Below are 12,375 nucleotides of genomic sequence, written 5' to 3' on the forward strand. Positions count from 1 at the left end.
CTCACCTTCGGCCAGTGGCGCCCGCCACTGGCTCAAGCTCGCTCTAAGATTGCCTTATGGCGTTTGCAGACGCGCTGTTCCGCCTAACGGCCGAAGTCATCGGGCTTGCTGAACCTGCCCGGTTGGTGCCGTACCGCTGACCGGTAATGGGATATCGGTCCCACGACCTGGCCTGGGCCAACGCCCACACCTCTTTGACCGATGTGCCTAGTGATATGACGGTCAGGGTCGCCAACGCCCATGTCTGCCAGTCTTCTCCTGGCTCCACGGTTCGGCTGATGCCCAGGGCAATGCCTGCAACGGCACTGACACCACTTATCCCTGTGAACGCCCAATCGACCGATGACGGCGGTAATGTATGACTTTCCACGGTGCCGAAGGTCACAACGCCACTGCGGCTGCCAGCATTAGGTCCCGTTGCTTGATGCATATGGCGGGTTCGCGACATCGATCGCAGCCGTAGACCACTGGTGAACGCACCCGCAAGGTTGGAAAGGATGCTCAGGATGGGAAACAGATAGTCTGCGGCCTCCTGCCCCGTCGGATCGCGATGGTTGATCGGGTCTCCAAGGCAATAAGCGTAAGCATTCAGGCCACCCCGCGCGAACGGGCTGAGTCGGTCAGGCGAACCAAAGCGCATCAGTGCCGGGCTAAAGGCACGGTGCCCGTTACCCAGCAGGTAGCAGCCACTGGCGTGATCAAGGTGGGCGTCTGAAAACCCCAGCCAAGCGCAATCATCCGGCCTGAATCCGCCATAGGGGGTATAGCGTCGAGGCAAGGCATCCCCGCTGCGCAACACGGTGCGCTGGAGATCAGTCGCCAGCAGTGTGGTTTTGCCCATGGCAACGCTCCAGGCCATTTGTGCCATAACGTTAACAAGGGCTGTATGGAACGTTAACTGGCAGAAATGACAGTTACAGCTGGACCGGAGCGGAGCTCAGCCTCGTCAGATCATTTTTTGATCAAAACCCTGCAAGCCTTTGAAAGCAATGGCTGTAGCACTTACCAAACAACTTGCCCACAGGTTGACTAACAGACATTGTGGGCAAGTCATAGGGATGTTGATAACTGCTGTGGATAACAAAGCAAAACCTTAGGGGCCATGGTGTTTAGACCCAGGTTTGAAGTAATTGGCGATTATTTGATCATATCCTTCAAGACGGCGTCCTTGCTGGCTTGCAGCGTTTGACAAACACTTTATCCACACCTTGGCGAACAGATTCCGTGGGTAACCTCAGCGCAATACGCCCTCCTCCACCAGCAACTTGAGAATCGCTTCGGCGCCTTCCTGTGGAGAAACGTCTTTCAAGACCTTACCGCCACCACCACTGGCCTTCGCCGTCGCGGCCTTCATCCGGTCGGCGCCGCTTTTGGCCTTGATCACCTTCAGGCGCTTGGGCCTTGGGCGGGCTGGCTGCAACTGCGCTTCACCCAGCAGTTCATCCTCGACGATGGCGACATTGCGTGCCGCCAACACACCGCGCCGCGCCGGACCGAACGCGCTCTGCCGCGGCTTGGGCGCCGCGTTATCCACAGTTGCCAGCAACGGAAGACGTACCTTCAGCCTGCGCCGCTGCCCACGAGGCAGCGCCTGCAGGACCTGAGCGGTGCCGTTGTCGATCGATTCCACTTCGGCCAGGCCGACTATCAGCGGCCAACCCAGTTTCTCGGCCAGCAGGAACGGCAACATGCCCGAACCCTCGCCGGTTTCAGCCTGGCTACCCGTTAGCACAAGCTGCGCACCGGCATCACGCAGGTAATCCCCAAGCACGCCCAGCACATCGGCTCCTGCGGGCTGCTCTAGCACGTCGAGATGATCCAGCCCCATGCCCAGATAGGCCCGCAACGCTTCTTCACGCGGGTCACCGGCATGCACCACCTGCAAGTTATCCCCAGCCAGCTGCAAGCCCAGCTCCACGGCACGGGCATCCTGCTCGGCGCGACGGGCGCGGCCGGAGCTTGGATGGGCACCGATGGAAACCAGGCTGATGACTTTCGTACTCATGCTCATGCCCTTACGCTGCGTCGCGCTGGCCGCCGCTGCGGAAGTTGTCCACAGCCTCGATCAGTGCCTGGAGAATCGCCGAACTGTCGCCAATCACCGACAGGTCAGCCCGTTTGATCATGTCGCAGCCCGGGTCCATGTTGATCGCCACCACCTTGTCGCAGGCACCGATACCCTGCAGGTGCTGGATCGCGCCCGAGATCCCCACAGCCACATAGACCCGTGCGGTAACCCAGGTGCCGGTTGCGCCGACCTGGCGATTACGCGGCATGAAGCCATCGTCCACCGCCACCCGCGAAGCACCCTCGGTTGCCCCCAGAGCAGCAGTCGCCTTGTGGTAGAGGTCCCAATCCTTGACGCCATTCCCCCCCGAGACGATGAATTCGGCCTCGGCCATGGCGATGGTCGCCGGATCGACGGCCACCGAGCCAAGGTCTTCGATGCGCGACAAGCTGCGCACCACGCCTGTGGACAACTCCACCGGCAATGCTTCGTGGCGGGTCTCGCTGACCGGCTCGGCGCACTCGGCAGCACCCAGGATCAAGCGCGGCACCGCGCGTTGCAGGTCCTGCTGACCCGCGCCAGCACGGCCGATGCATTGGCCGTCCTTGATCTGCCAGACGCGCGTCGCCGGGCGTTCGCCCAAGGCTGCAGCCAAGCGCCGGCCCAGTTCGCCACCCCCGGTGCGGCTATCGGGCAACAACCAATGGCGTGGGGTGAACTGGTTATCCACAGCGCGCAGACCCTGGACCCGTTGCTCCGGTGCATAACCTTCAAACTGCTCGCCGTCGATGACCAGCACGCGGTCGACACCCGCTGTGGAAAACTTGCTTTCCTTGTGCTCTCCAAACACCACGGCCAACACCGCGCCGTCACTCCCGGCCAGGCTGTGGGCAAGGCCGAGCAGGTCACGGTCATGGCTGCTGAGGCGGCCGCCCACCATGTCGGGCACCACGGCGATGTAGAACGCAGGCGCTGGCACCTGATGCAGCGGCAATTGCACTTCGGCCGCCGCGCTGCGCCGCCCGCCGACAGCGGTGCCCTGTTGAGCACCGCTGCGGTCGATGCGCTTGAGGCCATTGGGGCCGATGAAACCGGCGGCGATGGCATGCGGGTTCTTGCGCATGAGGCCGTTGGGCCCCAGCCAGCGGGTTTGTTGCGTCTGCAGCGCCGCATGCAGCGGATGCAGGCGGTTACGGGCGATCCACTCGGCGCGTGGGTCGCGGCGGATGATGTCGCTCATCAGTGCACCTCCGCAGGTTCACGTTCTACCGTTGGCGACTTTGGGGCCGCAGGTGTTTCCTCTTCGATCAGCACATCGGCTACCAACTCGGCGAGGTCCTTTATCTGTGGGCGTGGTTCGACCACCCCTTCGAGCATCGCAGTGCACTGCGGGCACCCTACCGCCACCAGCTCGGCCTGGGTCTCCCGGATGTCATCCATGCGCATGTCGGGGATACGTTGCTTGCCCGGGATGTCGGTGATCGGCGCACCGCCGCCTCCGCCGCAGCAGCGGGAACGGAACCCCGAGCGCTGCATTTCGCGTACTTCGATACCCAGCGCCTTCAACACTTGCCGCGGGGCCTCGTATTCGCCGTTGTAGCGGCCCAAGTAGCAAGGGTCGTGATAGGTGACGCTGCCGCCCTTGTGCTGCCCGAGGTTGAGCTTACTGGCTGCGATCAGCTCGGCGATGTAAGTGCTGTGGTGCTGCACCTGGTAGTCGCCGCCCAACGCGCCGTACTCGTTCTTCAGCACATGGAAGCTGTGCGGATCGCAGGTGACAATGCGCTGGAACTTGTACTTGGCCAGGGTCTGGATATTGCGTTTGGCCAACTGCTGGAAGGTCGCTTCGTCACCCAGGCGGCGCGCCACATCGCCGCTGTCACGCTCTTCCAGGCCAAGCACGGCGAAGTCCACGCCCGAGGCCTTGAGTACTTTGACGAACGACCGCAGGGTGCGCTGGTTGCGCATGTCGAACGCGCCGTCACCGACCCAGAACAGCACTTCGGTGGTTTTCACGTCAGACAGCAGGTTCAGGTTAAGGTCAGCGGCCCAGTTCATCCGCCCGCCTGGGGCAAAGCCGCCCGGGTTGTCGGTCGCGATCAGGTTATCCAGCACCTCGGCGCCCTTGTTCGGGGTTGCGCCCTTTTCCAGGGTGAGGTGGCGGCGCATGTCGACGATGGCATCGACGTGCTCGATCATCATCGGGCATTCCTCGACGCAGGCACGGCAGGTGGTGCACGACCACAGTGTTTCGGCGTCGACCAGGCCGTTGACGATCGGTTGGTGTGGATTACCGCCGTGTTCGCCGATCGGCTTGCCAGGGTACGGGCTGCCAGCGAACTTGGCATCGGTGCCACCGGCCAGGCCGATGACCATGTCCTGAATGAGTTTTTTCGGGTTCAGCGGCTGGCCCGCAGCGAACGCCGGGCACACCGCCTCACATTTGCCGCACTGCACGCAGGCGTCGAAGCCCAACAGCTGGTTCCAGGTGAAGTCCACCGGCTTTTCCACGCCCAGCGGGGCGTTCGGGTCTTCCAGGTCCAGCGGCTTCAAACCGGTTGAACGGCCGCCGCCGAAGCGTTCGGCGCGGCGGTGCCAAGCCAGGTGCAGGGCACCGGCGAAGGCGTGTTTCATCGGGCCGCCCCAGGTCATGCCGAAGAACAGCTCCGACACGCCCCACAGCACGCCCAAGCCAAGTATCGCGACCATCACCCAGCCACCGGTGTTGGCGGGCAGGATGCCGGCCACCGGCAAGGTGGCAATGAAGAAGCTTGCGGCGAACACCAGCAGGCTTTTCGGCAGGCGCATCCATGGGCCTTTGGACAGGCGCGATGGCGGGTTGAGCCGGCGCTTGAAGACGAAGATGGCACCGGTGAACATGATTACAGTCGCCACCAGCAAGGCGTAGCCAAGGATCTTGCTCTGCAGGCCGAAGCCGTGCACCAGGATTGCCAGCACTGCCGATAGTACAAAGCCGCCCGCAGTGGCCACGTGGGTCTTGGACATGTACTTGTCGCGCTCGACCACGTGGTGCAGGTCCACCAGGTAGCGCCGCGGCATGGCCAGCAGGCCGCCGATCAGGTCGACCTTGGAGGCTCGGCCACGCCGCCACATGCGCACCCGGCGCAGGGCGCCGAGCACCGCCAGGCCAAGGGCAGCGAACAGCAGGATGGGTAACAGGGTGTTCAACATGGGGGGCTCCCACAACAGCTGGATTCTTGCGCTGCCCCGAAGGCCAGCGCGGACCCCATGTAGGAGCGGCCTTGTGTCGCGAAAGGGTCGCGAAGCGGCCCCAAAATCTATAGTGCTGTGAAGATCTTGGGGCCGCTTCGCGACCCTTTCGCGACACAAGGCCGCTCCTACACGGGGGGCCGGTCCCGCCCCTAGAGAGGCGGTGCGATCAGAAATCCTTGCACAGGCGCAAGGCGTCGTAGATCGCCGCATGTACGTTGCGCTGGGCCACGCAGTCGCCGATGCGGTACAGCAGGTAGCCTTCGCCCGGCTGGCTCAGGATCGGCTGTGGCTTGATGGCGAACAACGCCTCCACGTCGATCTGGCCCTTATTGCGCGAGCCTTCCTTGAGCGCGTAGTACAGCGCTTCGTCAGGGCGCACACCGTTCTCGACCACCACTTGATCGACCACGCGCTCTTCCTTTGCGCCGGTGTATTCGTTCTCAAGCACCGCCACCAGCTTGTCGCCTTCGCGGTAGACCTTTTCCAGCATCATGTCGCCGGTCATGATCACTTCTTTTGGGTACATGCTGCGGTAATAGGTCGGGAAGCTGGTACCGCCCATGGCCACGCCCGGCTTGATGTCGTCGGTGACGATTTCGACCTGGCTGCCCTTGTCGGCGATAAAGTCGGCTACCGACATGCCGGTGAATTCGCAGATGGTGTCGTACACCAGCACGTTCTTGCCCGGCGCAACCTTGCCGTCGAGCACGTCCCAGCTGCTGACCACCAAGCCTTCGGCAGCCCCCCAGTGCTCGTTCTGTTCCAGGAACGAGTGCCCGCCTACTGCCAGCACGATGACGTCCGGGCGCAGGTCTTGAATGGTCGCCACGTCAGCGGCAGTACCCAGGCGCAGGTCGACCTTCAGGCGCGCCAGCTCCAGCTGGTACCAGCGGGTGATACCGGCAATCTGGTCACGCTGCGGCGCCTTGGCGGCGATGGTGATCTGCCCGCCGATCTGGTCCTTCTTCTCGAACAAGGTCACGTCGTGGCCGCGTTCGGCAGCAACGCGCGCCGCTTCCATGCCGGCAGGGCCGGCACCGACCACCACCACCTTGCGCTTGACGCCGGTAGTCTTCTCGATGATGTGCGGCACGCCCATGTATTCACGGGAGGTCGCAGCGTTCTGGATGCACAGCACATCCAGGCCCTGGTATTGGCGGTCGATGCAATAGTTGGCACCGACGCATTGCTTGATCTGGTCGATCTGACCCATCTTGATCTTGGCGATCAGGTGCGGGTCGGCGATGTGCGCACGGGTCATGCCGACCATGTCCACGTAGCCGCCTTCGAGGATGCGCGTGGCCTGGTTCGGGTCTTTGATGTTCTGCGCGTGCAGCACCGGGACCTTGACCACTTCCTTGATGCCGGCTGCCAGGTGCAGGAACGGCTCTGGCGGGTAGCTCATGTTGGGAATGACGTTGGCCAGGGTGTTATGGGTATCGCAACCCGAGCCGACCACGCCGATGAAGTCGATCATGCCGGTAGCATCGTAGTAGGCGGCGATCTGCTTCATGTCCTCGTGGCTGAGGCCATCGGGGTGGAACTCGTCACCACAGATGCGCATGCCCACGCAGAAGTCGTCGCCGACTTCGGCGCGCACCGCCTTGAGCACTTCCATGCCGAACTTCATGCGGCCTTCGAAGGTGCCGCCCCACTCGTCAGTACGTTTGTTGACCCGCGGGCTCCAGAATTGGTCGATCATGTGCTGGTGCACAGCCGAAAGCTCGACGCCGTCCAGGCCACCTTCCTTGGCACGGCGCGCGGCCTGCGCATAGTTGCCGATCACGCGCCAGATCTCTTCCACCTCGATGGTCTTGCAGGTGGCGCGGTGCACGGGCTCACGGATGCCGGAAGGCGACATCAGGGTCGGCCAGTTGAAACCGTCCCAGCGCGAGCGGCGACCCATGTGGGTAATCTGGATCATGATCTTGGCGCCATGCTTGTGCATGGCGTCGGCCAGGTTCTGGAAGTGCGGGATGATGCGGTCGGTCGACAGGTTGACCGACGACCACCATTCCTGCGGGCTGTCGATGGCAACGACGGACGAGCCGCCGCAGATCGCCAGGCCGATGCCACCCTTGGCCTTCTCTTCGTAGTACTTCACATAGCGGTCGGTGGTCATGCCGCCGTCAGTGGCGTAGACCTCGGCGTGCGCGGTGCTGAGCACGCGGTTGCGGATGGTCAGTTTGCCGATCTGGATCGGCTGGAACATTGCTTCGAATGCCATGACGCTATCTCCGGCTTACAACGGCTTTGTAACGAACAGGCCATCTTCGTGGCCTTCTTCCGACCCGCCATAGACCTGCTCGGCCACGGTGCGGATCGAGCTGCCACGTGCAGCGAGAATCTGGTCCATTGCGCCGGCGAACCAACCGGTGAACATGTAGTCGACCTTGCGGCCGCACTTGCCGTACACGTACACGAACGCCGAGTGCTTGAGCTTGACGCTGCAGGTACCTTTGTCCAGGTCGATGTCCTGGATCTCGAACAGGCCCCAGCCACGCTGGGACAGGCGCTTCATGTAGTGCTCGAACACCGCTACGCCTTCCAGGCCATGGCACTCGGCTTCCTTCTCGCACCAGTGCCAGGCCGACTTGTAGCCTGCCTTGTAGAGGATCTCGGCATAGGCGTCGGCGCCCAGCACTTCCTCGATGCCCATGTGGTTGTTGACGAAGAAATGACGCGGCACATACAGCATCGGCAAGGCGTCGCTGGTCCAGACACCGGTTTCGCTGTCGACTTCGATTGGCAATTGCGGGGCGATCTTGGCCATGGAAACTCAACTCCATAAAAAATTTTGTTTGGCTGCCCCGACGTTGCTGGCCGGGGCCTTGAGGCTTGGAGAGCGGCTTACTCGCCCCAGACGTCCTTGAGAACGTTTACCCAGTTCTCGCCCATGATCTTGCGCACCACACGCTCGGAATGGCCGCGCTTGAGCAAGGTCTCGGTGAGGTTGGGGAACTCGCCGACGGTGCGGATGCCCAGCGGGTTGATGATCTTGCCGAAATTGGTCAGGCGACGGGCGTAACCCTTGTCGTGGGTCAGGTACTCGAAGAAGTCCTGGCCGTGGCCTTGGGTGAAGTCGGTGCCGATGCCGATAGCATCCTCACCGACGATGTTCATGGTGTACTCGATGGCTTCGGCGTAGTCGTCGATGGTGGAGTCGATGCCCTTGGCCAGGAACGGCGCGAACATGGTCACGCCGACGAAGCCGCCATGGTCGGCGATGAACTTGAGCTCCTCGTCCGACTTGTTGCGCGGGTGTTCTTTGAGGCCCGAGGGCAGGCAGTGGGAGTAGCAGACCGGCTTTTTCGACTCCAGAATGACCTCTTCGGAGGTCTTGGAGCCAACGTGGGACAGGTCGCACATGATGCCGACGCGGTTCATCTCGGCGACGATTTCGCGACCGAAACCGGACAGCCCGCCATCACGCTCGTAGCAGCCTGTACCAACCAGGTTCTGGGTGTTGTAGCACATCTGCACGATGCCCACGCCCAGCTGCTTGAACACATCCACGTAGGCAATCTGGTCCTCGAAGGCGTGAGCATTCTGGAAGCCGAAGAGGATACCGGTCTTGCCCAGTTCCTTGGCCTTGCGGATGTCGGCGGTGGTACGTACTGGCATCACCAGGTCGCTGTTGTCGCGGATCAGCTTCTGGCTCGCAGCGATGTTGTCGACGGTGGCCTTGAAGCCTTCCCAGACCGACACCGTGCAGTTGGCTGCGGTCAGCCCGCCTTTGCGCATGTCCTCGAACAGTTCGCGGTTCCACTTGGCGATGATCAAACCGTCGATGACGATGCTGTCGGCGTGAAGCTCGGCTGGGCTCATCAGGCTGTCCCCTTTTATTGAGTGGGTTCGCACCGAACGTTGTGCCGGCGCTTTGGGGCCAGCATATGCCTGTGCCCAAGGGCGCCCCGATGCAAAAACGACAGGGGGTTTGCCGAAAGCGTCAATGCGCGACATGACCGCGTCTGGGACGCCGTCAGAGGATGCGAGACAGTCTCGATAACGACCATTTTGCGGCCGTTGCATGAACATTTGCCCGGGGAGCTATCGCCGAATCTACGGCTGAGCGAGAATCTCGGCGATTCGACAGCCTGTTGAGGAGAAACGGATGAAATCAATGGCATGGCTGGTGCTGCTGGCCATCGTGAGCGGGGCCCAGGCCGGTGAGGAAGAAAGCACGCCTTGCGACAATGTCGAGACCGACCAGCAGACGTTCGCCTGCGCGGCATTCAACAAGCAGACCGCTGAGCGTGAACTGAACTCGGCCTATGACGACCTGATTCAGCGAATGCTCGATCAGTATGGTGATGAAGCTGGCCTGCAGTCGCAGATCGAATCCGCCAGGAAGGTCTGGGCTCAATTGCGCGATGCCGATTGCAAAGTCGAAACCTACGGTGAGCAAGCGGGTAGCAAGGCATTCCAGATAGCCTGGAATAGCTGTATTGCACAGCGTAGTGATGAGCGATCGGAGTATTTGCGCAGCCTGGGTTCACAAAACAGTGATGAACCGGCACCCGAGGATTGATCAGGCACGAGAGCGTGAACACTCAACGCCAGAGGAACAATATGCTGCTGATGAGCATTCCCTGCTTTCTCGATAGTGCGTCAAGACCACGGGCTAGCAATGTGTGTCTTTGACTCCCTCCACTATCAAGGAATCATGAAATGGCTGACATCAAAGCTGAAATGGAAAAAATTCGCAAAGAAGGTCAAGAGCGCGTAGCCGCTACCGGCCAGACCATCTGCATATTCGCTGACAATGTACCTGCCAGCATCGCAGAAGACATCTTGGCCGGTATGCGCCTGATGACCGAACTGACCAACAAGAAGTTTGACAAAGAGACCCAACAGCGGGAGTGGTACAACTACTACAACGACGGCCTGATCAAGTTCGGCTGGACCATGACGGGTGCGGCGCATGCCGAGGACGCCATTGATGAAGACAACCTGACACTGGCAGAGTTGATCACCCACTCCATTACCATCAGCGTCGCCCGTGACCCGCGTCGCGCGGCGTGTGCCAAGCGCGTAATGCAGGTTATCGTTGAAAAACCGCAAGTCCGGGAGCACCTGGAGAAGCACAGCCATAGCGAATCCGGCAAGTCGAGCAACTTCGTCGTGGCCCAGTGCGAAATGACTCCCCAAGGTCTGCCTGTCATGCACATGACCAGCTTCCAAGCCAGCTACGATTCGAAAATCGAGCGTGACGGCGCACTGACCCGCAAAATCGACAAAACCTCGACCCGCGTCTATCGCGCCTCGCAAAACGGCAGCTTCAGCGTACGGCACTTTGATGCTGCACGTGATCTTGTCAATGAGAAGATCAAAGGCGACATCGCAGCATTCCTCGCCATTTAAGGGGTGAGGCTGGGTATCAGGGTCACCTGGTACCCGCTTACGCCCTCTGCACTCATCGAGGAGCGATGCCGCATGGACGCTACACACCTGGACACCCGAATCTTCGAGCAGCGACTGAACATCAAACCCGCCCCATGGCTGACACTCGAAACATGGGAGGACTTGCAGCTTTGCCTGCGTTATTCACAGGCAATAGCCAATGAAAGTTATTCCATGGAAACTCAACCTGCGCCATGGTTCTCAGTTGTTCTCGCCACCTTGCAATCGCTGCACTTCACGTTGTTGGAGCATACCCATAAAAAAATCGTGTATGAGCCGCACCTGCTCGCATTGAGCGATGTGTACAACGGCTATATTCCTCCTCCCCGCGATAAAGGCCCCTGGTTCAAGAGCATGGAAAAAAACGTCCAAGCGGCTGTGAACTCGGCAGGCATGCGCACGGTTTCCGTGATGAACGCGTCTTCGCACCTGAGCATCGAAATGGACCATGAAGGGGACGCGATCCCGGTCGGAATCCTGTTTTATGTCTACTGCATCACTGACCCTGACGAGCCAACCAAAAAACTGAACCTGATATTTGATCATCTGGGGGCACGTTTCAATCCCGTTGCCTTCGCCCCGCTACGCACTGAATTGCAGTCACGCAACCGCGAAAAGCTGCGAGCCATCCTCAAACGTGAGCTGGAATGAAGCCTACTTTGCACGGCCCGAGCGACGCTCTTCCCGCGGGCATTTTCCAAACCTCAATTTGTAACGCCGGGTGAAGTACGAGGGCAATTCAAAGCCGCACGCAAGGCTGACCTCAGTCACCGTCATGTCGGTCTGGGCCAATAGCTGGCGTGCCTTATCCAGCCGAAGGGCAAGATAAAAACTGCTCGGTGTTTCATTCAGGTGCATGCGGAACAAGCGCTCCAGCTGACGTCGTGTCACCTTGATCGCGGCCGCCAGGTCCATTGTGCTCAGCGGTGGTTCGGTGTGTTTTTCCATCTCGCCAATGGCATGGACCAGCTTCTTGTTGCTGATACCGTAACGCGCACCAATCTGCAGGCGCTGATGGTCCTGGCGCTGACGGATACGCCCCAGCACGAACTGTTCGGACACCTTGACTGCCAAGTCGCTGCCGTGGGACTGGGCTATCAGGTGCAACATCAAATCAATCGAAGCTGTCCCACCGGCGCAAGTGATGCGATTGCGGTCAATCTCGAATAGCTCCTGGGTAGCCTGCAAGCTTGGAAAGCGCTCCTTGAATGCCTCGAGCGCTTCCCAATGCAATGTCGCCCGGTAGCCGTCCAGCAGGCCTGCCTCAGCCAGCACCATCGCACCCGTGTCGATGCCCCCGAGCACCACAGCTTCGTGGTTGAGCCTTCGCAGCGCATGCAGCAGTTTCGGTGCAACATTGGCCAAGGGCTCGAAACCTGCCACCACGAGCAGGGTGTTTGCAGGCTCACATCCGCCAAGCGCGGCATCGGCATTCACCGACATGCCGTTGCTCGCCAACACCGCACTGCCGTCCAGGCTTAGCACCTGCCACCGGTACAACTGCCCGCCGAAACGATTGGCCACCCGAAGGGGTTCCACCGCCGAAATGAACCCCATGGCGGAAAAGCCCGGTACCAAAAGAAAGGCAATCGTCTCGGTCATTCCCTACTCCACAAAATCTGGTCGCTCAGGTGCTAATTCCTGTCGCCAGAGTGCGATTTTCCACCTTGCCGCCAGCGTAGCGTATTCACACGGTCCGCAGAGGCCGCCCTCAATAACAATATGCACTG

The 12,375-nt window shown here is 60.8% G+C and carries 11 protein-coding genes; 3 read left to right on the forward strand and 8 right to left on the reverse strand.

Annotation, left to right across the window (positions count from 1 at the left end; genetic code table 11):
* Positions 1-43: 43 nt before the first annotated feature.
* The 7 genes from JET17_RS24950 to JET17_RS24980 all read right to left on the reverse strand — a co-directional run bounded on the left by JET17_RS24950 (position 44) and on the right by JET17_RS24980 (position 9,070).
* Positions 44-841 carry an RHS repeat-associated core domain-containing protein gene (locus JET17_RS24950; protein ID WP_012316651.1) on the reverse strand — a complete coding sequence of 266 codons (798 nt, stop codon included), beginning with the start codon at positions 839-841 and terminating at the stop codon, positions 44-46.
* Between the two features lie 393 nt (positions 842-1,234).
* On the reverse strand, positions 1,235-2,005 hold the full coding sequence (locus JET17_RS24955) for an electron transfer flavoprotein subunit beta (protein ID WP_012316652.1): 771 nt from the start codon (positions 2,003-2,005) through the stop codon (positions 1,235-1,237).
* Between the two features lie 10 nt (positions 2,006-2,015).
* On the reverse strand, positions 2,016-3,248 hold the full coding sequence (locus JET17_RS24960) for an electron transfer flavoprotein subunit alpha/FixB family protein (protein WP_012316653.1): 1,233 nt from the start codon (positions 3,246-3,248) through the stop codon (positions 2,016-2,018).
* Positions 3,248-5,200 carry a dimethylglycine demethylation protein DgcB gene (dgcB, locus tag JET17_RS24965; RefSeq protein WP_012316654.1) on the reverse strand — a complete coding sequence of 651 codons (1,953 nt, stop codon included), beginning with the start codon at positions 5,198-5,200 and terminating at the stop codon, positions 3,248-3,250. Before dgcB ends, JET17_RS24960 begins: the two co-directional genes overlap by 1 nt.
* Positions 5,201-5,408: 208 nt before the next feature.
* Entirely contained in the window at positions 5,409-7,469 is a 2,061-nt protein-coding gene (gene dgcA / locus JET17_RS24970) for a dimethylglycine demethylation protein DgcA (RefSeq protein ID WP_012316655.1), read from the reverse strand.
* 15 nt (positions 7,470-7,484) lie between these two features.
* On the reverse strand, positions 7,485-8,015 hold the full coding sequence (locus JET17_RS24975) for a DUF5943 domain-containing protein (protein WP_012316656.1): 531 nt from the start codon (positions 8,013-8,015) through the stop codon (positions 7,485-7,487).
* Positions 8,016-8,092: 77 nt separating this feature from the next.
* The gene (locus JET17_RS24980) at positions 8,093-9,070 is read right to left on the reverse strand and encodes a dipeptidase (RefSeq protein ID WP_003257506.1); all 978 of its coding nucleotides are present in this window, start codon (positions 9,068-9,070) and stop codon (positions 8,093-8,095) included.
* Positions 9,071-9,356: 286 nt separating this feature from the next.
* Between JET17_RS24980 and JET17_RS24985 the strand changes: the two genes are divergently transcribed.
* The 3 genes from JET17_RS24985 (at position 9,357) to JET17_RS24995 (ending at position 11,296) form a co-directional block, all read left to right on the forward strand.
* On the forward strand, positions 9,357-9,773 hold the full coding sequence (locus tag JET17_RS24985; RefSeq protein WP_012316657.1) for a lysozyme inhibitor LprI family protein: 417 nt from the start codon (positions 9,357-9,359) through the stop codon (positions 9,771-9,773).
* 140 nt (positions 9,774-9,913) lie between these two features.
* Positions 9,914-10,606, forward strand: coding sequence for a hypothetical protein (locus tag JET17_RS24990; RefSeq protein ID WP_012316658.1), 693 nt, complete (start codon positions 9,914-9,916; stop codon positions 10,604-10,606).
* 72 nt (positions 10,607-10,678) lie between these two features.
* The gene (locus tag JET17_RS24995) at positions 10,679-11,296 is read left to right on the forward strand and encodes a hypothetical protein (RefSeq protein ID WP_012316659.1); all 618 of its coding nucleotides are present in this window, start codon (positions 10,679-10,681) and stop codon (positions 11,294-11,296) included.
* 3 nt (positions 11,297-11,299) lie between these two features.
* Here the strand turns inward: JET17_RS24995 and JET17_RS25000 are convergent, their stop codons facing one another.
* The gene (locus JET17_RS25000; protein WP_012316660.1) at positions 11,300-12,247 is read right to left on the reverse strand and encodes a GlxA family transcriptional regulator; all 948 of its coding nucleotides are present in this window, start codon (positions 12,245-12,247) and stop codon (positions 11,300-11,302) included.
* Positions 12,248-12,375: the final 128 nt, after the last annotated feature.

The sequence above is a fragment of the Pseudomonas putida genome, assembly GCF_016406145.1.
GTDB classification, from domain to species: domain Bacteria; phylum Pseudomonadota; class Gammaproteobacteria; order Pseudomonadales; family Pseudomonadaceae; genus Aquipseudomonas; species Aquipseudomonas putida_E.